The sequence below is a fragment of the Escherichia sp. R1 genome, from assembly GCF_003000935.1.
Classification (GTDB): Bacteria; Pseudomonadota; Gammaproteobacteria; order Enterobacterales; family Enterobacteriaceae; genus Escherichia; species Escherichia coli.
The window spans coordinates 15,804-38,057 of the sequence record NZ_PSRU01000018.1 but is presented as its reverse complement, the minus strand read 5'-3'; the positions used below and the strand labels follow the sequence as shown (position 1 = coordinate 38,057).

General features: G+C 50.1%; 16 protein-coding genes, 2 tRNA genes, 1 other RNA gene and 1 pseudogene. 11 read left to right on the top strand and 9 right to left on the bottom strand.

Annotation, left to right across the window (positions count from 1 at the left end; all coding sequences use genetic code 11):
* Positions 1 to 125 precede the first annotated feature (125 nt).
* From narK to narI, 5 genes are all read left to right on the top strand, one after another.
* The gene (gene narK, locus C4F37_RS20075; RefSeq protein WP_000019827.1) at positions 126 to 1,517 is read left to right on the top strand and encodes a nitrate transporter NarK; all 1,392 of its coding nucleotides are present in this window, start codon (positions 126 to 128) and stop codon (positions 1,515 to 1,517) included.
* Between the two features lie 392 nt (positions 1,518 to 1,909).
* A complete protein-coding gene (locus C4F37_RS20070; protein WP_001556902.1) occupies positions 1,910 to 5,653 on the top strand; it encodes a nitrate reductase subunit alpha in 3,744 nt (1,247 codons plus the stop codon).
* Entirely contained in the window at positions 5,650 to 7,188 is a 1,539-nt protein-coding gene (narH, locus tag C4F37_RS20065) for a nitrate reductase subunit beta (protein WP_001773898.1), read from the top strand. The genes C4F37_RS20070 and narH overlap by 4 nt, the downstream gene beginning before the upstream one ends.
* Complete coding sequence (gene narJ / locus C4F37_RS20060) at positions 7,185 to 7,895, top strand: nitrate reductase molybdenum cofactor assembly chaperone (protein ID WP_000571681.1); 711 nt, start codon at positions 7,185 to 7,187, stop codon at positions 7,893 to 7,895. Before narH ends, narJ begins: the two co-directional genes overlap by 4 nt.
* Entirely contained in the window at positions 7,895 to 8,572 is a 678-nt protein-coding gene (gene narI / locus C4F37_RS20055; protein ID WP_001160110.1) for a respiratory nitrate reductase subunit gamma, read from the top strand. The genes narJ and narI overlap by 1 nt, the downstream gene beginning before the upstream one ends.
* A 52-nt stretch (positions 8,573 to 8,624) precedes the next feature.
* Here the strand turns inward: narI and C4F37_RS20050 are convergent, their stop codons facing one another.
* The 6 genes from C4F37_RS20050 to C4F37_RS20025 form a co-directional block, all read right to left on the bottom strand.
* Positions 8,625 to 9,824 carry an IS4 family transposase gene (locus C4F37_RS20050; protein ID WP_001111618.1) on the bottom strand — a complete coding sequence of 400 codons (1,200 nt, stop codon included), beginning with the start codon at positions 9,822 to 9,824 and terminating at the stop codon, positions 8,625 to 8,627.
* Positions 9,825 to 10,077: 253 nt separating this feature from the next.
* A non-coding RNA gene (locus C4F37_RS20045) (RtT sRNA) lies at positions 10,078 to 10,209 on the bottom strand.
* A gap of 46 nt (positions 10,210 to 10,255) precedes the next feature.
* Positions 10,256 to 10,340 (bottom strand) — tRNA-Tyr (locus C4F37_RS20040).
* 33 nt (positions 10,341 to 10,373) lie between these two features.
* Positions 10,374 to 10,458, bottom strand: a tRNA-Tyr gene (locus tag C4F37_RS20035).
* 159 nt (positions 10,459 to 10,617) lie between these two features.
* Positions 10,618 to 11,460: a formyltetrahydrofolate deformylase gene (purU, locus tag C4F37_RS20030; RefSeq protein ID WP_000555849.1), complete on the bottom strand. Its 843-nt coding sequence runs from the start codon at positions 11,458 to 11,460 to the stop codon at positions 10,618 to 10,620.
* Positions 11,461 to 11,509: 49 nt separating this feature from the next.
* A complete protein-coding gene (locus C4F37_RS20025; protein WP_001538653.1) occupies positions 11,510 to 11,968 on the bottom strand; it encodes a YchJ family protein in 459 nt (152 codons plus the stop codon).
* A gap of 112 nt (positions 11,969 to 12,080) precedes the next feature.
* Here C4F37_RS20025 and rssA point away from each other — a divergent pair, with 112 nt between their 5' ends.
* The 3 genes from rssA (at position 12,081) to galU (ending at position 15,201) form a co-directional block, all read left to right on the top strand.
* Positions 12,081 to 12,986, top strand: coding sequence for a patatin-like phospholipase RssA (gene rssA, locus C4F37_RS20020; protein WP_024186830.1), 906 nt, complete (start codon positions 12,081 to 12,083; stop codon positions 12,984 to 12,986).
* A 91-nt stretch (positions 12,987 to 13,077) separates the two neighbouring features.
* Positions 13,078 to 14,091 (top strand): two-component system response regulator RssB, encoded by a 1,014-nt coding sequence (rssB, locus tag C4F37_RS20015; RefSeq protein ID WP_001538656.1) that lies wholly within the window; start codon positions 13,078 to 13,080, stop codon positions 14,089 to 14,091.
* 201 nt (positions 14,092 to 14,292) lie between these two features.
* On the top strand, positions 14,293 to 15,201 hold the full coding sequence (galU, locus tag C4F37_RS20010) for a UTP--glucose-1-phosphate uridylyltransferase GalU (RefSeq protein WP_000718993.1): 909 nt from the start codon (positions 14,293 to 14,295) through the stop codon (positions 15,199 to 15,201).
* Between the two features lie 143 nt (positions 15,202 to 15,344).
* On the opposite strand, the gene hns is transcribed toward galU, so the two are convergent.
* Positions 15,345 to 15,758, bottom strand: a complete 414-nt coding sequence (hns, locus tag C4F37_RS20005; protein WP_001287378.1) for a histone-like nucleoid-structuring protein H-NS — start codon at positions 15,756 to 15,758, stop codon at positions 15,345 to 15,347.
* A 603-nt stretch (positions 15,759 to 16,361) separates the two neighbouring features.
* Here hns and tdk point away from each other — a divergent pair.
* Complete coding sequence (gene tdk / locus C4F37_RS20000) at positions 16,362 to 16,979, top strand: thymidine kinase (RefSeq protein ID WP_000068076.1); 618 nt, start codon at positions 16,362 to 16,364, stop codon at positions 16,977 to 16,979.
* 284 nt (positions 16,980 to 17,263) lie between these two features.
* Here tdk and C4F37_RS19995 read toward each other — a convergent pair.
* Positions 17,264 to 18,311 (bottom strand): annotated as a pseudogene (locus tag C4F37_RS19995) (IS4 family transposase).
* A 125-nt stretch (positions 18,312 to 18,436) separates the two neighbouring features.
* Positions 18,437 to 21,112 carry a bifunctional acetaldehyde-CoA/alcohol dehydrogenase gene (gene adhE / locus C4F37_RS19990; protein WP_000301660.1) on the bottom strand — a complete coding sequence of 892 codons (2,676 nt, stop codon included), beginning with the start codon at positions 21,110 to 21,112 and terminating at the stop codon, positions 18,437 to 18,439.
* 392 nt (positions 21,113 to 21,504) lie between these two features.
* Between adhE and ychE (C4F37_RS27930) the strand changes: the two genes are divergently transcribed.
* Positions 21,505 to 21,558: a protein YchT gene (gene ychE, locus C4F37_RS27930; RefSeq protein WP_211180492.1), complete on the top strand. Its 54-nt coding sequence runs from the start codon at positions 21,505 to 21,507 to the stop codon at positions 21,556 to 21,558.
* Positions 21,559 to 21,588: 30 nt separating this feature from the next.
* Positions 21,589 to 22,236 carry an NAAT family transporter YchE gene (gene ychE / locus C4F37_RS19985; RefSeq protein WP_000616773.1) on the top strand — a complete coding sequence of 216 codons (648 nt, stop codon included), beginning with the start codon at positions 21,589 to 21,591 and terminating at the stop codon, positions 22,234 to 22,236.
* Positions 22,237 to 22,254 lie beyond the last annotated feature (18 nt).

Sequence of the window (22,254 nt, the reverse complement as noted above, 5' to 3'; positions counted from 1 at the left end):
ACTCACTATGGATAATGATAAATATCAATGATAGATAAAGTTATCTTATCGTTTGATTTACATCAAATTGCCTTTAGCTACAGACACTAAGGTGGCAGACATCGAAACGAGTATCAGAGGTGTCTATGAGTCACTCATCCGCCCCCGAAAGGGCTACTGGAGCTGTCATTACAGATTGGCGACCGGAAGATCCTGCGTTCTGGCAACAACGCGGTCAACGTATTGCCAGCCGCAACCTGTGGATTTCCGTTCCCTGTCTGCTGCTGGCGTTTTGCGTATGGATGTTGTTCAGCGCTGTTGCGGTGAACTTACCGAAAGTCGGTTTTAATTTTACGACCGATCAGCTATTTATGTTGACTGCGCTGCCTTCGGTTTCTGGCGCGTTATTACGTGTTCCATACTCCTTTATGGTTCCTATCTTTGGTGGTCGTCGCTGGACGGCGTTCAGCACCGGTATTCTGATTATTCCTTGCGTCTGGCTGGGTTTTGCCGTGCAGGATACCTCCACGCCTTATAGCGTCTTCATCATCATTTCTCTGCTGTGCGGCTTTGCTGGCGCGAACTTCGCATCCAGTATGGCAAACATCAGCTTCTTCTTTCCGAAACAGAAGCAGGGTGGCGCGCTGGGTCTGAATGGTGGTCTGGGCAACATGGGCGTCAGCGTCATGCAGTTGGTTGCTCCGCTGGTGGTATCACTGTCGATTTTCGCAGTATTTGGTAGCCAGGGCGTCAAACAGCCGGATGGGACTGAGCTGTATCTGGCGAATGCGTCCTGGATATGGGTGCCGTTCCTTGCCATCTTCACCATTGCGGCGTGGTTTGGCATGAACGATCTTGCTACCTCGAAAGCCTCCATCAAGGAGCAGTTGCCGGTACTCAAACGGGGTCATCTGTGGATTATGAGCCTGCTGTATCTGGCAACCTTCGGCTCCTTCATCGGCTTCTCCGCGGGCTTTGCGATGCTGTCAAAAACGCAGTTCCCGGATGTTCAGATTCTGCAATACGCTTTCTTCGGGCCGTTTATTGGTGCGCTGGCGCGTTCTGCAGGTGGTGCATTATCTGACCGTCTGGGCGGAACTCGTGTCACGCTGGTGAACTTTATCCTGATGGCGATTTTCAGCGGCCTGCTGTTCCTGACCTTACCGACTGACGGACAGGGCGGAAGCTTCATGGCGTTCTTCGCAGTCTTCCTGGCGCTGTTCCTGACAGCTGGGCTGGGTAGTGGTTCCACTTTCCAGATGATTTCCGTGATCTTCCGTAAACTGACAATGGATCGCGTGAAAGCAGAAGGGGGTTCTGACGAACGTGCGATGCGTGAAGCGGCAACCGACACGGCGGCGGCGCTGGGTTTCATCTCTGCGATTGGCGCGATTGGTGGCTTCTTTATCCCGAAAGCGTTTGGTAGCTCGCTGGCATTAACGGGTTCGCCAGTCGGCGCAATGAAAGTATTTTTGATTTTCTATATCGCCTGCGTGGTGATTACCTGGGCGGTATATGGTCGGCATTCTAAAAAATAAATCGTAATATTTGATTATCCTTTGCGCGGCATGATGTCGCGCTTTTTTTATGCGTCATTTAGTTACAACATACTAATGTTGTATGGCTTATTTCGCTGGATTTCATTAAGAGTCATTAATATGTTACCCATGGGGAATACTCCTTAATACCCATCTGCATAAAAATCTTAATGGTTTAAATAACCACAGGTGTAAAACGTCTTAATTTACAGTCTGTTATGCTATAAATGTTAATTATCCTAAAGGGGTATTCCAGGAATTTACTTTATTTTTCATCCCCATCACTCTTGATCGTTATCAATTCCCACGCTGTTTCAGAGCGTTACCTTGCCCTTAAACATTAGCAATGTCGATTTATCAGAGGGCCGACAGGCTCCCACAGGAGAAAACCGATGAGTAAATTCCTGGACCGGTTTCGCTACTTCAAACAGAAGGGTGAAACCTTTGCCGATGGGCATGGCCAGCTTCTCAATACCAACCGTGACTGGGAGGATGGATATCGCCAGCGTTGGCAGCATGACAAAATCGTCCGCTCTACCCACGGGGTAAACTGCACCGGCTCCTGCAGCTGGAAAATCTACGTCAAAAACGGTCTGGTCACCTGGGAAACCCAGCAGACTGACTATCCGCGAACTCGCCCGGACCTGCCAAACCATGAACCTCGCGGCTGCCCGCGCGGTGCCAGCTACTCCTGGTATCTTTACAGCGCTAACCGCCTGAAATACCCGATGATGCGCAAACGCCTGATGAAAATGTGGCGTGAAGCGAAGGCGCTGCATAGCGATCCGGTTGAGGCATGGGCTTCTATCATTGAAGACGCCGATAAAGCGAAAAGCTTTAAGCAGGCGCGTGGACGCGGTGGTTTTGTTCGTTCTTCCTGGCAGGAAGTGAACGAACTGATCGCCGCATCTAACGTTTACACCATCAAAAATTACGGTCCGGACCGTGTCGCTGGCTTCTCGCCAATTCCGGCAATGTCGATGGTTTCTTACGCATCGGGTGCGCGCTATCTCTCGCTGATTGGCGGTACTTGCTTAAGCTTCTACGACTGGTACTGCGACCTGCCTCCTGCGTCTCCGCAAACCTGGGGTGAGCAAACTGACGTACCGGAATCTGCTGACTGGTACAACTCCAGCTACATCATCGCCTGGGGTTCAAACGTGCCGCAGACGCGTACCCCGGATGCTCACTTCTTTACTGAAGTGCGTTACAAAGGAACCAAAACTGTTGCCGTCACACCAGACTACGCTGAAATCGCCAAACTGTGCGATCTGTGGCTGGCACCGAAACAGGGCACCGATGCGGCAATGGCGCTGGCAATGGGTCACGTAATGCTGCGTGAATTCCACCTCGACAACCCAAGCCAGTATTTCACCGACTATGTGCGCCGCTACACCGACATGCCGATGCTGGTGATGCTGGAAGAGCGCGACGGTTACTACGCTGCGGGTCGTATGCTGCGCGCTGCTGATCTGGTGGATGCACTGGGCCAGGAAAACAATCCGGAATGGAAAACTGTCGCCTTTAATACCAATGGTGAAATGGTTGCGCCGAACGGTTCTATTGGCTTCCGCTGGGGCGAGAAGGGCAAATGGAATCTTGAGCAGCGCGACGGCAAAACTGGCGAAGAAACCGAGCTGCAACTGAGCCTGCTGGGTAGCCAGGATGAGATCGCTGAGGTGGGCTTCCCGTACTTTGGTGGCGATGGCACGGAACACTTCAACAAAGTGGAACTGGAAAACGTGCTGCTGCATAAGCTGCCGGTGAAACGCCTGCAACTGGCTGATGGCAGCACCGCCCTGGTGACCACCGTTTATGATCTGACGCTGGCAAACTACGGTCTGGAACGTGGCCTGAACGACGTTAACTGTGCAACCAGCTATGACGATGTGAAAGCTTACACCCCTGCCTGGGCAGAGCAGATTACCGGCGTTTCTCGCAGCCAGATTATTCGCATCGCCCGTGAATTTGCCGATAACGCTGATAAAACGCACGGTCGTTCGATGATTATCGTCGGCGCTGGGCTGAACCACTGGTATCACCTGGACATGAACTATCGTGGTCTGATCAATATGCTGATTTTCTGCGGCTGTGTCGGTCAGAGCGGCGGTGGCTGGGCGCACTATGTAGGTCAGGAAAAACTGCGTCCGCAAACCGGCTGGCAGCCGCTGGCGTTTGCCCTCGACTGGCAGCGTCCGGCGCGTCACATGAACAGTACCTCTTATTTCTATAACCACTCCAGCCAGTGGCGTTATGAAACCGTGACTGCGGAAGAACTGCTGTCGCCGATGGCGGATAAATCTCGCTATACCGGACACTTGATCGACTTTAACGTCCGTGCAGAACGCATGGGCTGGCTGCCGTCTGCGCCGCAGTTAGGCACTAACCCGCTGACAATCGCTCGCGAAGCAGAAAAAGCCGGGATGAATCCGGTGGACTATACGGTGAAATCCCTGAAAGAGGGTTCTATCCGTTTCGCTGCGGAACAGCCGGAAAACGGTAAAAACCACCCGCGTAATCTGTTCATCTGGCGTTCTAACCTGCTCGGTTCTTCCGGTAAAGGTCATGAGTTTATGCTCAAGTACCTGCTGGGGACGGAGCACGGTATCCAGGGCAAAGACCTGGGGCAGCAGGGCGGCGTGAAGCCGGAAGAAGTGGACTGGCAGGACAACGGTCTGGAAGGCAAGCTGGATCTGGTGGTGACGCTGGACTTCCGTCTGTCGAGCACCTGTCTCTATTCCGACATCATTTTGCCGACGGCGACTTGGTACGAAAAAGACGACATGAATACTTCGGATATGCATCCGTTTATTCACCCGCTGTCTGCGGCGGTCGATCCGGCCTGGGAAGCGAAAAGCGACTGGGAAATCTACAAAGCCATCGCCAGGAAATTCTCCGAAGTGTGCGTTGGTCATCTGGGTAAAGAAACTGACATCGTCACGCTGCCTATCCAGCACGACTCTGCCGCTGAACTGGCGCAGCCGCTGGATGTGAAAGACTGGAAAAAAGGCGAATGCGACCTGATCCCAGGTAAAACTGCACCGCACATTATGGTCGTAGAGCGCGATTATCCGGCAACTTACGAACGCTTTACCTCTATCGGCCCGCTGATGGAGAAAATCGGTAACGGCGGTAAAGGGATTGCCTGGAACACCCAGAGCGAGATGGATCTGCTGCGTAAGCTCAACTACACCAAAGCGGAAGGTCCGGCGAAAGGCCAGCCGATGCTGAACACCGCAATTGATGCGGCAGAGATGATCCTGACACTGGCACCGGAAACCAATGGTCAGGTAGCTGTAAAAGCCTGGGCTGCCCTGAGCGAATTTACCGGTCGTGACCATACGCATCTGGCGCTGAATAAAGAAGACGAGAAGATTCGCTTCCGCGATATTCAGGCACAGCCGCGCAAAATCATCTCCAGCCCGACATGGTCTGGCCTTGAAGATGAACACGTTTCTTACAACGCCGGTTACACCAACGTTCACGAGCTGATCCCGTGGCGTACGCTCTCTGGCCGTCAGCAGCTGTATCAGGATCACCAATGGATGCGTGATTTCGGTGAAAGCCTGCTGGTTTATCGTCCGCCGATCGACACCCGTTCGGTGAAAGAAGTGATGGGCCAGAAATCCAATGGCAACCCGGAAAAAGCGCTCAACTTCCTGACGCCACACCAGAAGTGGGGTATCCACTCCACCTACAGCGACAACCTGCTGATGCTGACTTTAGGTCGCGGTGGTCCGGTGGTCTGGCTGAGTGAAGCCGATGCCAAAGAGCTGGGTATCGCCGATAACGACTGGATTGAAGTCTTCAACAGCAACGGTGCACTGACTGCCCGTGCGGTTGTCAGCCAGCGTGTTCCGGCAGGGATGACCATGATGTACCACGCGCAGGAACGTATCGTTAACCTGCCTGGTTCGGAAATTACCCAACAGCGTGGTGGTATCCATAACTCGGTCACCCGTATCACGCCGAAACCGACGCATATGATCGGCGGCTATGCCCATCTGGCATATGGCTTTAACTACTACGGCACCGTAGGTTCTAACCGCGATGAGTTTGTTGTAGTGCGTAAGATGAAGAACATTGACTGGTTAGATGGCGAAGGCAATGACCAGGTACAGGAGAGCGTAAAATGAAAATTCGTTCACAAGTCGGCATGGTGCTGAATCTCGATAAGTGCATCGGCTGCCACACCTGTTCAGTGACCTGTAAAAACGTCTGGACCAGCCGTGAAGGCGTGGAATACGCGTGGTTCAACAACGTGGAAACCAAGCCGGGCCAGGGCTTCCCGACTGACTGGGAAAACCAGGAAAAATACAAAGGCGGCTGGATCCGTAAAATCAACGGCAAACTGCAGCCGCGCATGGGTAACCGTGCCATGCTGCTGGGTAAAATCTTCGCTAACCCGCATCTGCCGGGGATCGACGATTATTACGAGCCGTTCGATTTTGATTATCAGAACCTGCATACCGCGCCGGAAGGCAGCAAATCACAGCCGATTGCCCGTCCGCGTTCGCTGATTACCGGCGAACGGATGGCGAAAATCGAAAAAGGGCCGAACTGGGAAGATGACCTGGGCGGTGAGTTTGACAAGCTGGCGAAAGACAAGAACTTCGACAACATCCAGAAGGCGATGTATAGCCAGTTCGAAAACACCTTCATGATGTATTTGCCGCGCCTGTGCGAACACTGTCTGAACCCGGCATGTGTGGCGACCTGCCCGAGCGGTGCGATTTACAAGCGTGAAGAAGATGGCATCGTCCTGATCGACCAGGATAAATGCCGTGGCTGGCGTATGTGCATCACCGGATGCCCGTACAAAAAAATCTACTTCAACTGGAAGAGCGGTAAGTCTGAGAAGTGCATCTTCTGCTATCCGCGTATTGAAGCCGGCCAGCCGACAATATGTTCAGAAACCTGTGTCGGTCGTATCCGTTATCTTGGCGTGCTGCTGTACGATGCCGACGCGATTGAACGTGCGGCAAGTACCGAGAACGAGAAAGATCTCTACCAGCGTCAGCTGGATGTGTTCCTCGATCCGAACGAGCCGAAAGTCATCGAGCAGGCGATTAAAGACGGTATTCCGCTGAGCGTTATTGAGGCTGCGCAGCAGTCGCCAGTTTATAAAATGGCGATGGAATGGAAACTGGCGCTGCCGCTGCATCCGGAATATCGCACACTGCCGATGGTCTGGTACGTGCCGCCTCTGTCGCCGATTCAGTCTGCGGCAGACGCGGGTGAACTGGGCAGCAACGGCATTCTGCCAGACGTCGAAAGCCTGCGTATTCCGGTACAGTATCTGGCGAATCTGCTGACCGCCGGTGATACCAAACCGGTACTGCGCGCGCTGAAACGTATGCTGGCGATGCGTCATTACAAACGTGCTGAAACCGTTGACGGTAAAGTCGATACCCGTGCGCTGGAAGAGGTCGGTCTGACCGAAGCCCAGGCACAGGAGATGTATCGTTATCTGGCTATTGCCAACTACGAAGATCGCTTTGTGGTGCCGAGCAGTCATCGTGAACTGGCGCGGGAAGCCTTCCCGGAGAAAAATGGCTGCGGCTTTACCTTTGGTGATGGCTGCCACGGTTCAGATACCAAATTCAATCTGTTCAACAGCCGCCGTATCGATGCCATCGATGTAACCAGCAAAACGGAGCCGCACCCATGATCGAACTCGTGATTGTATCGCGTCTCCTTGAATATCCGGATGCTGCCTTATGGCAGCATCAACAAGAGATGTTTGAGGCGATTGCCGCGTCGAAAAATCTGCCAAAAGAGGATGCCCATGCGCTGGGCATTTTCCTGCGCGATTTAACGACGATGGATCCGCTCGATGCCCAGGCGCAGTACAGCGAACTGTTCGACCGTGGCCGCGCCACGTCACTGTTGCTATTTGAACATGTTCACGGTGAATCCCGTGACCGCGGCCAGGCGATGGTGGATCTGCTGGCGCAGTACGAGCAGCACGGCTTGCAGTTAAACAGCCGCGAATTGCCCGACCATCTGCCGCTGTATCTGGAGTACCTGGCGCAGCTGCCGCAAAGCGAAGCCGTGGAGGGTTTGAAAGATATTGCGCCGATTCTGGCATTGCTGAGCGCGCGTCTGCAACAGCGTGAAAGCCGTTATGCCGTGCTGTTTGATCTGCTGCTGAAACTGGCGAATACCGCAATCGACAGCGACAAAGTGGCGGAAAAAATTGCCGATGAAGCGCGCGACGATACGCCGCAGGCGCTGGATGCAGTCTGGGAAGAAGAGCAGGTTAAATTCTTTGCTGACAAAGGCTGCGGTGATTCAGCAATCACTGCTCATCAGCGTCGCTTTGCCGGTGCCGTCGCGCCGCAATATCTGAATATCACCACCGGAGGACAGCACTAATGCAATTCCTGAATATGTTCTTCTTTGATATCTACCCGTACATAGCCGGGGCGGTCTTCCTGATTGGTAGCTGGCTGCGTTATGACTACGGGCAGTACACATGGCGTGCGGCGTCCAGCCAGATGCTGGATCGCAAAGGGATGAATCTGGCGTCGAACCTGTTCCATATCGGTATTCTGGGGATTTTTGTCGGTCACTTCTTCGGTATGCTGACGCCGCACTGGATGTATGAAGCCTGGCTGCCGATTGAAGTGAAACAGAAAATGGCGATGTTTGCTGGTGGTGCCAGCGGCGTACTGTGTCTGATTGGCGGCGTGCTGTTGTTGAAACGTCGTCTGTTCAGCCCACGCGTGCGTGCAACGACTACCGGAGCGGATATCTTGATCCTGTCGCTGCTCGTTATCCAGTGCGCGCTGGGCCTGCTGACCATTCCGTTCTCCGCCCAGCATATGGACGGTAGCGAGATGATGAAACTGGTTGGCTGGGCGCAGTCTGTAGTGACCTTCCACGGTGGCGCTTCTCAACATCTTGATGGCGTGGCGTTTATCTTCCGTCTGCACCTGGTGTTGGGGATGACGTTATTCCTGCTGTTCCCGTTCTCGCGTCTGGTACACATCTGGAGCGTCCCGGTGGAGTATCTGACGCGTAAGTATCAGCTGGTGCGCGCTCGTCACTAAGCGAATTTTAGTTCACATAGACCCTGCTTCGGCGCTGAGGGATCCCCATAAATCAGCGATAATAAACCAACACCATATTCTGGTAGGTTCTGGTGAGGTGATTAAGAATGGTGCTTAGCACCGTTCGTTTTAAAATTAGCGGGGAGTGTCGTAAGACATTCTCCGCTAACCTCAGATACGAGATTACCCGCCGCGTTTTAATGCTGTTGGCCTGATATCTAAGATGTAACCCTTGATTTTCAGCGTGATAGCCAATAAGCCACAGCACTATTGTGCTCAGTGTTGCCAGCAGGCTCAGTACCAGCATTCTTCCTGCCGAACAGCTGTAACTGGCTCGCAGACCGAACCCAAAACGCTCACTTTTTTCATCCCTGGAGTTTTGCTCAATCTGCATTCGGCGGCTGTATAACTTCATGATTTCTCGCGGTTTAAAGTCATCTGTGCTGCTGAATATTAACCATGGTTCTTTTGCCGCCGACCTGGCATCTTTTATCTGTGATGGTCTGGCTATACCGCAACGCGAACGTTTATTTCTCCGGCCTTTCGGCTCTTTTTTGTGCAAATAAAAATGACCATCGCAACGGGCGTATTCCGCCCGGGAAAGCGTCCCCGGCCCCAGATATTCAGGTTTGTTACCGGCCTGTAATTCCTGACGCCTGAACCAGCATTCCCCTTTTCTCGCCAGATGCAGTTGTTTATTGCCTCGTATCCGGCCAATAAAATCCCAGCCGAGTGATTTTATGTGCCGAAACCAGGCATTCTGGAACCCTGCATCCGTGACGATGATTACCCTTGCTTTTGGGTTTACCGCTTCGGAAAGAGTATTAAGAAAGGCTTGCTGTATCTTTGCATTTTGCTGTTTTTCCGAAGGAACTATCCAACTCAGCAATGGAATCGAATGTCCATCGCAAATCAGGCTGGCGCGGAGTACGTGATACTCCTGAGAGGGGTATCCACTCCAGTCAACGGCGATGACACACAGTGACAGCTTGCTCGTCAGCATGGAAATAATGTTTCTGAAAATCAGGGGGATGTCGTGATGAAGAGACTCATTACCGAGCAGACGATCAACACGTTTTATTTTATTTTTGACCTGAGCATTACCGGGTAAATAACGTCCGATGCTGGTCAGCGTCAGAGATGCGCCATTGATTAGTGCGATAGTGGCATCCAACAAAGCATTTTGTCGGTATTTGTGAAATGGTGCTAAAGCACCGCGGAAAAAATTCTGACATACTTGGCGAGCAGGCATAGAGGAGATCTCATTGAATTGGTTGCACAAGTCAGTAGATCACAAAACTCTATGCCTGTCTTTTTTTACCCGCCCATTACTGGGGATTCCTCAGCGCTCCGGCGGGTTTTTTTTATGGGCACGGTGCGGGGGGAGTTGTCGGATGCGCTTCGCTTATCCGACCTACAGGGGAGGATATTTTAGGTCCGGTAAACGCGGTGCCATTGGGCAGAATTAGCTCGGAGTAACAGGTTTTGAGTATTTCAGGAAGAAATGGTGGTGGGGGAAGGATTACTCAGCGCTGCGCGCTTCGCCCTACGGGTCGTTGCCTGCGGCAACGCTCTCTCGCTGGCACTCGAGTCGAACCTTGGTCGAAGCCTCTCATCCTTCCCCGCATGGGCAGAATATTTAATTGCGGATTCGTTTGAGAATTCAGGGGCTTTTGAAAGTGATGGTGGTGGGGGAAGGATTCGAACCTTCGAAGTCGATGACGGCAGATTTACAGTCTGCTCCCTTTGGCCGCTCGGGAACCCCACCAGGGGTAATTCATATTGTAGGTAATGCTTGAGATGGTGGTGGGGGAAGGATTCGAACCTTCGAAGTCGATGACGGCAGATTTACAGTCTGCTCCCTTTGGCCGCTCGGGAACCCCACCACGGGGTAATGCTTTTTACTGGCCTGCTCCCTTATCGGGAAGCGGGGCGCATCATATCAAATGACGCGCCGCTGTAAAGTGTTACGTTGAGAAAAATGAACTGGTTGCGTAATTTTCATCCGTAACGGATTAAAGCTAACCAGTTATTTTTGCTGGCGATTAAAGAATAATCGTCCGATTACCGTAAACAAAGACGCGCTGCGCCAGTACTTTGTATAGCGCACGACTTAAGACGTTTTTCTCGACGTCACGACCTGCGCGCATCATATCTTCAGCTGTGTAGGTATGATCGACATGAATAACGTCCTGCATGATGATTGGGCCTTCGTCCAGATTGTCATTCACATAGTGAGCGGTTGCGCCAATAATCTTCACTCCACGCTCATAGGCCTGGTGATAAGGACGTGCGCCGATAAACGCTGGCAGGAATGAATGGTGAATATTGATGATCTTATTCGGGAAGCGTGCCACAAATTCCGGCGTTAATACCCGCATATACTTCGCCAGCACCACATAGTCAGGTTGATAAGCATCAATGGCATCCGCCATCTTTTGATCGTGCTCGTTGCGGCTTAACCCTTCATGGCTTACCAGCTCAAACGGAATATCAAACCGCTCAACCAGAGAACGTAAAGTATCGTGGTTACCAATAACTGCCGCGATTTCGACATCCAGGCCGCCGTAATTGGCTTTCATCAACAAATCGCCAAGGCAATGCGCTTCTTTAGTGACCAGAATTACTATCCGGCGACGACCGGCAGGATTCAGCTCACGCACGGAGCCTTCTGGCAATGCGCTATCGAGATCCGCCAGCAGGGTGGAATCATTAAAAATCCCTTCCAGTTCCGTGCGCATAAAAAAGCGCCCGGTACGATGATCTACAAATTCATTGTTCTGCACGATATTTAACTCGTGCTTGTAGCAAATATTGGTAATACGTGCGATCAGACCTTTTTGGTCCGGACAAATAGTACGCAGAACTTTACGTTGGAGTGAATGCATTGCTGGAAAAACCTTGTTGAGAGTGTTTGCTAAACCGTACCGTCAACCATTATTGGCCGCAGCACTTTTTAAATTTTTTACCTGAACCACAAGGGCAGGGATCGTTGCGGCCAAACTGCGGACGTGTACCGTCAATATAGTACCATTGACCGTTTTCTTTCAAAAATCGCGAACGTTCAATTATTGCACCTGTTTTGCCACCCTCGGTAAATTGAGCAACAAAACTGACAAATCCGATATTGCCGCCGTCCTGCCAGCAATGTTCAAATACGGTCAAGCCCAACCATTCAGTATGCGCAAATCCGGCAATCAATTCGGCACGTAACGCCGCTGCTCCACAAGATGGATGCCAGGTCTTTATTAAATAATCTGCGTCTTGCATCACAAAAGCGCAGTAACGCGAACGCATGAGATGTTCTGGATCAGGTGCAACCTTTTCACCAGACACATAAGGGTGGCAACATAGGCTATACTCGACAGCACTACCACAGGGACAAAGCTGAGACACAAATAATCTCCCTGGAAACAATAACGGCGTATTAACCGCCTGAGTAGCACTATGTTAACCGAGCAGTAGCGATGTGGCTACGATTGCATTCCAGGGGAATCTTGCGGGAATAATGAGAAAGATAAAAATAGGGCTGGCGCTGGGATCTGGCGCGGCAAGAGGTTGGTCGCATATTGGCGTAATTAATGCGCTAAAAAAAGTGGGTATTGAAATTGATATCGTTGCAGGATGTTCAATTGGTTCGCTGGTGGGCGCTGCCTATGCATGCGATCGATTATCTGCGCTGGAAGATTGGGTGACCTCTTTCAGTTATTGGGATGTTTTACGCCTGATGGATCTCTCCTGGCAGCGCGGTGGGTTACTGCGCGGCGAGCGTGTCTTCAATCAATATCGCGAAATAATGCCGGAAACAGAGATCGAAAATTGTTCCCGTCGCTTCGCGGCTGTTGCCACCAATTTAAGTACTGGGCGTGAATTATGGTTTACTGAAGGCGATCTCCATCTTGCCATTCGTGCATCATGCAGTATTCCTGGACTAATGGCACCCGTTGCGCATAACGGCTACTGGCTGGTTGATGGCGCTGTAGTTAACCCAATTCCTATTTCCCTCACGCGTGCATTGGGGGCTGATATTGTGATAGCGGTCGACCTGCAGCACGATGCTCATTTGATGCAACAAGATTTGCTCTCCTTTAATGTCAGTGAAGAAAATAGCGAGAATGGTGATTCTCTGCCGTGGCATGCGCGTCTGAAAGAAAGGTTAGGCAGCATAACGACACGTCGGACGGTGACAGCGCCAACGGCAACAGAGATTATGACCACTTCTATCCAGGTGCTGGAGAACCGACTTAAAAGGAACCGCATGGCAGGTGATCCGCCCGATATTCTGATTCAACCTGTTTGCCCGCAAATATCTACGCTTGATTTCCATCGCGCGCACGCTGCCATTGCGGCCGGACAGCTGGCAGTGGAAAAGAAAATGGACGAACTTTTGCCGTTGGTACGCACCAACATTTGACCAGAATTTTTATCTACACTTAAGTTAATTCTGACAGGCGTAGGTGGCAATAGCGTGCCACTATTGAGTAAAGCCAGTCAGGGGAGAGAACATGACGCAGCCATTGGTCGGAAAACAGATTCTCATTGTTGAAGATGAGCAGGTATTTCGCTCGCTTCTGGATTCGTGGTTTTCCTCATTGGGAGCGACAACGGTACTGGCGGCTGATGGGGTGGATGCCCTTGAGTTGCTGGGAGGTTTCACTCCAGACCTGATGATATGTGATATCGCGATGCCACGAATGAACGGGCTTAAACTGCTGGAACATATACGCAATAGAGGTGACCAGACACCAGTTCTGGTGATATCTGCCACTGAAAATATGGCAGATATTGCCAAAGCGTTACGTCTGGGTGTTGAAGATGTTTTGCTGAAACCGGTTAAAGATCTGAATCGCTTGCGCGAGATGGTTTTTGCCTGTCTCTATCCCAGCATGTTTAATTCCCGCGTTGAGGAAGAGGAAAGGCTTTTTCGCGACTGGGATGCAATGGTTGATAACCCTGCTGCAGCGGCGAAATTATTACAGGAACTACAACCGCCAGTTCAGCAGGTGATTTCCCAATGCCGGGTTAATTATCGTCAATTAGTTGCCGCGGACAAACCCGGCCTGGTGCTTGATATTGCCGCACTTTCGGAAAACGATCTGGCATTTTATTGCCTTGATGTCACCCGAGCTGGACATAATGGCGTACTTGCTGCCTTGTTATTACGCGTATTGTTTAACGGATTATTACAGGAACAGCTTGCACACCAAAATCAACGGTTGCCAGAGTTGGGCGCGTTATTGAAGCAGGTAAACCATTTACTCCGTCAGGCCAATCTGCCGGGGCAGTTTCCGCTATTAGTTGGCTATTATCATCGCGAACTGAAAAATCTCATTCTGGTTTCTGCGGGTCTGAATGCGACGTTAAATACCGGCGAACATCAGGTGCAAATCAGTAATGGTGTTCCGTTAGGCACTTTAGGTAACGCTTATTTGAATCAATTGAGCCAGCGATGCGATGCCTGGCAATGCCAAATATGGGGAACCGGTGGTCGGCTGCGCTTGATGTTGTCTGCAGAATGAGCAAACGATAACACGGGCTAAATTTGCATTACCTGCTAATGTCGGCTGGTGGTACTATCGTCGCTATTCGTATAAGTAATTGTCTTAATTATGCTAACTCGCCTCCTTTTCAGAACTTAGCCCCTTCGGGGTGCTGATATACTGGGATGCGATACAGAAATATGAACACGTTCAAAACACGAACAGTCCAGGAGAATTTAAATGGCTGCCATTAATACGAAAGTCAAAAAAGCCGTTATCCCCGTAGCGGGATTAGGAACCAGGATGTTGCCGGCGACGAAAGCCATCCCGAAAGAGATGCTGCCACTTGTCGATAAGCCATTAATTCAATACGTCGTGAATGAATGTATTGCGGCTGGCATTACTGAAATTGTGCTGGTTACTCACTCATCTAAAAACTCTATTGAAAACCACTTTGATACCAGTTTTGAACTGGAAGCAATGCTGGAAAAACGTGTAAAACGTCAACTGCTTGATGAAGTGCAGTCTATTTGTCCGCCACACGTGACTATTATGCAAGTTCGTCAGGGGCTGGCGAAAGGCCTGGGACACGCGGTATTGTGTGCTCACCCGGTAGTGGGTGATGAACCGGTAGCTGTTATTTTGCCTGACGTTATTCTGGATGAATATGAATCCGATTTATCACAGGATAACCTGGCAGAGATGATCCGCCGCTTTGATGAAACGGGTCATAGCCAGATCATGGTTGAACCGGTTGCTGATGTGACCGCATATGGCGTTGTGGATTGCAAAGGCGTTGAATTAGCGCCGGGTGAAAGCGTACCGATGGTTGGCGTGGTTGAAAAACCAAAAGCGGATGTTGCGCCGTCTAATCTCGCTATTGTGGGTCGTTACGTACTTAGCGCGGATATTTGGCCGTTGCTGGCAAAAACCCCTCCTGGAGCTGGTGATGAAATTCAGCTCACCGACGCAATTGATATGCTGATCGAAAAAGAAACGGTTGAAGCCTATCATATGAAAGGGAAGAGCCATGACTGCGGTAATAAATTAGGTTACATGCAGGCCTTCGTTGAATACGGTATTCGTCATAACACCCTTGGCACGGAATTTAAAGCCTGGCTTGAAGACGAGATGGGCATTAAGAAGTAACATCCGTATCGGTGTTTTCCACGAAACGGCGTTGAGCAATCGACGCCGTTTTTTTATAGCTTATTCTTATTAAATTGTCTTAAACCGGACAATAAAAAATCCCGCCGATGGCGGGATTTTTAGCATGTGCAATCTACAAAAGATTATTGCTTGATCAGGAAATCGTCGAGGGATTTACCTTGCTCATCCATTGCTTTTTTGATTACAGCTGGAGTACGGCCCTGGCCAGTCCAGGTTTTAGTTTCGCCGTTTTCGTCAACGTAGCTATATTTTGCCGGACGCTGAGCACGCTTAGCTTTGGTGCCAGATTTAACGGCAGCAAGGCTATTCAGCAGTTCGTTCGGGTCAATACCGTCAGCGATCAGCATTTCGCGATATTGCTGCAGTTTACGAGTGCGCTCTTCAACTTCAGCAGCAGCCGCGCTTTCTTCTTCGCGACGTTCGTTAACAACAACTTCTAATTTTTCCAGCATTTCTTCCAGCGTTTCAAGTGTACATTCTCTTGCCTGCGCACGAAGAGTACGGATGTTGTTCAGAATTTTAAGTGCTTCGCTCATTGTAGTAATCTCAAACTTATATTGGGGTGGTTTGTTGAGGTAATAATAGAGCCTTAAATTCAGTTGTGCAATAGCCAGGAATGTAAGGAATTCAAAATTGTTCTTTATTTTGTGCCGCCAATAAATATCTTTTCATAAAATTAGCCAGAAAAGACGCGGCATATAGCCCTATTTGCACCGATGATTTCGCAGCACGTGAGGTTTAAACTTCCTGATTCATGTCACATTTTATGGGGAGATAATCGTAGGCTGACGACCTTTCAGTCTTCTGTATTAGCCGAGTTTACGAGAATTCCCTATTAAGCGAATGATGAAAAGTAGAACAGTCGCAATAAGAGCAGGGACTTAGTATTGCACTATCTCCTGGAGGTCAACAGAGGGCTATTACATGCGCAACAGGTTAAAGATTGTGAATAGTTACCGGCAGTCATTTACCCGCTTATAACAAGCGAGGCAGTTGTAATGATAGCTCAGAAGGATTATGCAAGGCTTCGTAAGGGAGAACGCATATACCACTTCTGTGCATACTGTTGAGCTGAAAAACTGACGAATTATGATAAACTCCAGCCAACTTTATTTCATATCATTGAGGGCCTGTGGCTGATGGCACAGCTATATTTCTACTATTCCGCAATGAATGCGGGTAAGTCTACAGCATTGTTGCAATCTTCATACAATTACCAGGAACGCGGCATGCGCACTGTCGTATATACGGCAGAAATTGATGATCGTTTTGGTGCCGGGAAAGTCAGTTCGCGTATAGGTTTGTCATCGCCTGCAAAATTATTTAACCAAAATTCATCATTATTTGATGAGATTCGTGCGGAACATGAACAGCAGGCAATTCATTGCGTACTGGTTGATGAATGCCAGTTTTTAACCAGACAACAAGTATATGAATTATCGGAGGTTGTCGATCAACTCGATATACCTGTACTTTGTTATGGTTTACGTACCGATTTTCGAGGTGAATTATTTATTGGCAGTCAATACTTACTGGCGTGGTCCGACAAACTGGTTGAATTAAAAACCATCTGTTTTTGTGGCCGTAAAGCAAGCATGGTGCTGCGTCTTGATCAAGCAGGCAGACCTTATAACGAAGGTGAGCAGGTGGTTATTGGTGGTAATGAACGCTACGTTTCTGTATGCCGTAAACACTATAAAGAAGCGTTAGAAGTCGGCTCATTAACGGCTATTCAGGAAAGGCATCGCCACGATTAATAAGAATTTCTTTACTGACAGGGTGAGCAGGGCGCTTTTATCCTGTCAGTTCGTTTTACGCACTTCTTTCGGGCTATACACCCTTCTCGGCAGTTTTTTAACGCCGCTATACGCCTCACAGAGCGCTTATACACCGACATTGACTTGTAACCTGTAAAGTACAATATCGCTGTGTGTAGGCGTTATACATCGTCGCAAATATGATGAAGGACAATGCTGCCGGTTTATGGAAAAGTTGTTTTGGGAAAACAAAAAACGGCCCCAGAAGGGGTAATGCCAGTCAGTTAAGCAACTGACTGGCTCTTTTTCGGGGCTGTGGGGTATTTCCAGGGCCTCTCCTTTACCACTCTCGGGAAGGCCCTTTCCCTTCTTGTCGGTAATTTCACTGGTTGTCCCATACTTGCAAGATCGCGCATCAGCTCCGGTATACGTCCTGGGGAAGCGTATGGCGTCCGTCATCGACGTCAGCAGATGGCAGACTTTTCCTTTGCGCGTCACGGTCAGCAGGCGGGCTGTCACCTCATTTCCCAGTCCCGGCCACTTTTTTCGTGCCTGCGGGCTGGTTTTCAGCTTCACCAGATGATCGCCTTTACCCAGTTTTCTAATCTCTTCATATTGCGCTCCCTTTCTGAGAGGGATCATCCAGTGGCGGTGTTCTCCCGCCAGGCTCCAGGCATTTAACAGTCCTGGTGAGTAATAACCTTTATCCATTAACGTCAGAGTGTTATCGCCGGTTTGTTCTATAAGTTGCTCAGCAAGCTCATTTTCGCTGTTCTTCATCGTGCCGAAGGCTGCAGCCGTCAGCAGATGGCTGGTCAGTTCCATCTGGCAGACCATTTTGACCTGCGGGTAGAGCGCCGGGTTCCCGGCATGTGTCTGGCGGGGGAAGGCTGCATCGTTCTCTGGTGTATCCGGTGTGCGCCAGAACACACCATCGATGGCCAGCAGGGTCAGGCCGCACCAGTGCGGATGCGGAGTGGCGTTATGCCAGAGCTGCGCTGTTTTCGTGAACACGCGGCGGACAGCCTCAATTCCCAGACGCTGGCGGGTCTGAATAACGGCACTGGGGGCAACGAAGGGGCGATTGCCCGGCAGCATGATGTCCAGGCGATTCGCAATCTGGTGAAGAGGTTCTTTACGCTCAAGCGCCATGCCAACAATACACCAGACCATCATTTCGAGGGGAAGACGGCGCTTGTGTAGCGTTACAGTACCTGATTCGGCAAGGCAACGAGAGATGAGTTCGGGGGCGAGGTAATCCCCCAGAGAAGTCAGTGGGTTACGCAGAGAATCGTAACGGGATATCAAATCAAGGGCCTGTCCAATGAGCATAAAAAAATCCGGAAACGAGTGAGCGTTTCCGGATTCTTACACAGCCACTGGAGCGGTCAACTGATCCTTAACTGACTGGCATTACCCCAGAAGGGGCCGTTTATGTTGCCAGACAGCGCTACTGATTAAGCGGATTTTTTCGCTTTTTTCTCAGCTTTAGCCGGAGCAGCTTCTTTCTTCGCTGCAGTTTCGCCTTCTACATAATCACGACCGTAGTAGGTATCCAGCAGAATCTGTTTCAGCTCGGAGATCAGCGGGTAACGCGGGTTAGCGCCGGTGCACTGGTCATCGAATGCATCTTCAGACAGTTTATCCACGTTCGCCAGGAAGTCTGCTTCCTGAACGCCAGCTTCACGGATAGATTTCGGAATACCCAGTTCAGCTTTCAGCGTTTCCAGCCATGCCAGCAGTTTCTCGATCTTAGCTGCAGTACGGTCGCCCGGTGCGCTCAGACCCAGGTGGTCAGCAATTTCAGCATAACGACGGCGAGCCTGCGGACGGTCATACTGGCTGAATGCAGTCTGCTTGGTCGGGTTGTCATTCGCGTTGTAGCGAATAACGTTACAAATCAGCAGGGCGTTTGCCAGACCGTGCGGAATATGGAACTGGGAACCCAGTTTGTGCGCCATTGAGTGACATACACCCAGGAAGGCGTTCGCAAACGCGATACCCGCGATAGTTGCTGCACTGTGAACACGTTCACGCGCTACCGGATTTTTAGACCCTTCGTGGTAGGACGCTGGCAGATATTCTTTCAGCAGTTTCAGTGCCTGCAGAGCCTGACCATCAGAGAACTCAGATGCCAGTACAGAAACATAAGCTTCCATGGCGTGAGTTACTGCGTCCAGACCACCGAAAGCACACAGGGACTTCGGCATGTCCATAACAAGGTTGGCGTCGACAATCGCCATATCCGGGGTCAGTGCATAGTCTGCCAGCGGATATTTCTGACCAGTAGTGTCGTCAGTTACAACCGCAAACGGAGTGACTTCAGAACCTGTACCAGAAGTGGTGGTGACAGCGATCATTTTCGCTTTCACACCCATTTTCGGGAACTTGTAGATACGTTTACGGATATCCATAAAGCGCAGCGCCAGTTCTTCGAAGTGAGTTTCCGGATGTTCGTACATAACCCACATGATCTTCGCAGCGTCCATCGGGGAACCACCACCCAGCGCGATAATCACGTCTGGTTTGAAGGAGTTTGCCAGTTCTGCACCTTTACGAACGATGCTCAGGGTCGGGTCAGCTTCTACTTCGAAGAAGACTTCAGTTTCAACGCCTGCTGCTTTCAATACGGAAGTGATCTGATCAGCATAGCCATTGTTGAACAGGAAGCGGTCAGTCACGATGAGCGCACGTTTGTGGCCATCAGTAATCACTTCATCCAGCGCGATTGGCAGGGAGCCACGGCGGAAGTAGATAGATTTCGGAAGTTTGTGCCACAACATGTTTTCAGCTCGCTTAGCAACGGTTTTCTTGTTGATCAGGTGTTTCGGACCAACGTTTTCAGAGATGGAGTTACCACCCCAGGAACCACAACCCAGAGTCAGGGAAGGTGCGAGTTTGAAGTTATACAGGTCACCGATACCACCCTGAGAAGCCGGGGTGTTAATCAGGATACGAGCCGTTTTCATTTTCTGACCGAAGTAAGAAACGCGAGCCGGTTGGTTATCCTGGTCAGTGTACAGGCAAGAGGTATGACCGATACCGCCCATAGCAACCAGTTTCTCTGCTTTTTCTACCGCGTCTTCGAAATCTTTAGCACGGTACATTGCCAGAGTCGGGGACAGTTTTTCATGTGCGAACGGTTCGCTTTCATCAACAACGGTCACTTCACCGATCAGAATCTTGGTGTTTTCTGGTACAGAGAAGCCTGCCAGTTCAGCAATTTTATAGGCTGGCTGACCAACGATAGCCGCGTTCAGCGCACCGTTTTTCAGGATAACGTCCTGAACAGCTTTCAGCTCTTTACCCTGCAACAGATAGCCGCCGTGGGTTGCGAAACGTTCACGTACTGCGTCATAAACAGAGTCAACAACAACAACAGACTGTTCAGAAGCACAGATTACACCGTTGTCGAAGGTTTTGGACATCAGTACAGATGCAACTGCACGTTTGATATCAGCAGTTTCATCGATAACAACCGGAGTGTTGCCCGCGCCTACGCCGATAGCTGGTTTACCGGAGCTGTATGCGGCTTTAACCATGCCCGGACCACCAGTCGCGAGGATCAGGTTGATGTCTGGGTGGTGCATCAGTGCGTTAGACAGCTCAACAGAAGGTTGATCGATCCAGCCGATCAGATCTTTCGGAGCACCGGCAGCGATAGCAGCCTGTAGAACGATATCAGCCGCTTTGTTGGTGGCATCTTTTGCACGCGGGTGCGGGGAGAAGATAATGGCGTTACGGGTCTTCAGGCTGATCAGCGATTTGAAGATAGCAGTTGAAGTCGGGTTAGTGGTCGGAACGATACCGCAAATAATACCGATGGGTTCAGCGATAGTGATGGTACCAAAAGTGTCGTCTTCAGACAGAACACCACAGGTTTTTTCATCTTTATAAGCGTTGTAGATATATTCAGAAGCAAAGTGGTTTTTGATCACTTTATCTTCGACGATACCCATGCCGGATTCGGCAACGGCCATTTTCGCGAGTGGGATTCGAGCATCTGCAGCAGCCAGAGCGGCGGCGCGGAAGATTTTGTCTACTTGCTCTTGAGTGAAACTGGCATATTCACGCTGGGCTTTTTTTACACGCTCTACGAGTGCGTTAAGTTCAGCGACATTAGTAACAGCCATAATGCTCTCCTGATAATGTTAAACTTTTTTAGTAAATCATCTGCTCGAATACGAGAGTATAGTCAGTGCGGTGATGATTTGCTTAACCGATGGAAATCAAAAGCTTACTCGCGCTCACACTCACTGTGATTTACTAAAAGAGTTTAAACATTAGAGTTATTATCTCTAATGCGTCACTTCCAGGTGGCGTAAGCAAGATTACTCACTTCTGGGTACTGATTACGTGATCCAAATCAAAATTTTGCAAAGCTGACACCTTTCAGCATGGCTTTTCGCCATTATAGCTAACAGTTAATAAATTGTAGTATGATTTGTTGGCTACATTAGCATGTTTTGCACAACTAGATAACAATAACGAATGATAGCAATTTTAAGTAGTTAGGAGGTGAAAAATGCTGTCAAAAGGCGTATTGTCAGCGCGTCTTTTCAACCTTATTTATGGCTAACATTATCCGGCTTTTGCTTCGGAGCTAACCGTGATTCAGACCCTTTTTGATTTTCCCGTTTACTTCAAATTTTTCATCGGGTTATTTGCGCTGGTCAACCCGGTAGGGATTATTCCCGTCTTTATCAGCATGACCAGTTATCAGACAGCGGCAGCGCGAAACAAAACTAACCTTACAGCCAACCTGTCTGTGGCCATTATCTTGTGGATCTCGCTTTTTCTCGGCGACACGATTCTACAACTTTTTGGTATATCAATTGATTCATTCCGTATCGCCGGTGGCATCCTGGTGGTGACAATAGCGATGTCGATGATCAGCGGCAAGCTTGGTGAGGATAAACAGAACAAGCAAGAAAAATCAGAAACCGCGGTACGTGAAAGCATTGGTGTGGTGCCATTGGCGTTGCCGTTGATGGCGGGGCCAGGGGCGATCAGTTCTACCATCGTCTGGGGTACGCGTTATCACAGCATTAGTTATCTGTTTGGTTTCTTTGTGGCTATTGCATTGTTCGCTTTATGTTGCTGGGGATTGTTCCGCATGGCACCGTGGCTGGTACGAGTTTTACGCCAGACCGGCATCAACGTGATTACGCGTATTATGGGGCTATTGCTGATGGCATTGGGGATTGAATTTATCGTTACTGGTATTAAGGGGATTTTCCCCGGCCTGCTTAATTAATTCCTTTCAAATGAAACG

What these genes read in the sequence shown, in the direction of transcription:
- narK (WP_000019827.1), top strand. Translation starts at nt 126, where the DNA reads ATGAGTCACTCATCCGCCCCCGAAAGGGCTACTGGAGCTGTCATTACA.
- C4F37_RS20070 (WP_001556902.1), top strand. Translation starts at nt 1,910, where the DNA reads ATGAGTAAATTCCTGGACCGGTTTCGCTACTTCAAACAGAAGGGTGAA.
- narH (WP_001773898.1), top strand. Translation starts at nt 5,650, where the DNA reads ATGAAAATTCGTTCACAAGTCGGCATGGTGCTGAATCTCGATAAGTGC.
- narJ (WP_000571681.1), top strand. Translation starts at nt 7,185, where the DNA reads ATGATCGAACTCGTGATTGTATCGCGTCTCCTTGAATATCCGGATGCT.
- narI (WP_001160110.1), top strand. Translation starts at nt 7,895, where the DNA reads ATGCAATTCCTGAATATGTTCTTCTTTGATATCTACCCGTACATAGCC.
- C4F37_RS20050 (WP_001111618.1), bottom strand. Translation starts at nt 9,824, where the DNA reads ATGCCTGCTCGCCAAGTATGTCAGAATTTTTTCCGCGGTGCTTTAGCA.
- purU (WP_000555849.1), bottom strand. Translation starts at nt 11,460, where the DNA reads ATGCATTCACTCCAACGTAAAGTTCTGCGTACTATTTGTCCGGACCAA.
- rssA (WP_024186830.1), top strand. Translation starts at nt 12,081, where the DNA reads ATGAGAAAGATAAAAATAGGGCTGGCGCTGGGATCTGGCGCGGCAAGA.
- rssB (WP_001538656.1), top strand. Translation starts at nt 13,078, where the DNA reads ATGACGCAGCCATTGGTCGGAAAACAGATTCTCATTGTTGAAGATGAG.
- galU (WP_000718993.1), top strand. Translation starts at nt 14,293, where the DNA reads ATGGCTGCCATTAATACGAAAGTCAAAAAAGCCGTTATCCCCGTAGCG.
- hns (WP_001287378.1), bottom strand. Translation starts at nt 15,758, where the DNA reads ATGAGCGAAGCACTTAAAATTCTGAACAACATCCGTACTCTTCGTGCG.
- tdk (WP_000068076.1), top strand. Translation starts at nt 16,362, where the DNA reads ATGGCACAGCTATATTTCTACTATTCCGCAATGAATGCGGGTAAGTCT.
- adhE (WP_000301660.1), bottom strand. Translation starts at nt 21,112, where the DNA reads ATGGCTGTTACTAATGTCGCTGAACTTAACGCACTCGTAGAGCGTGTA.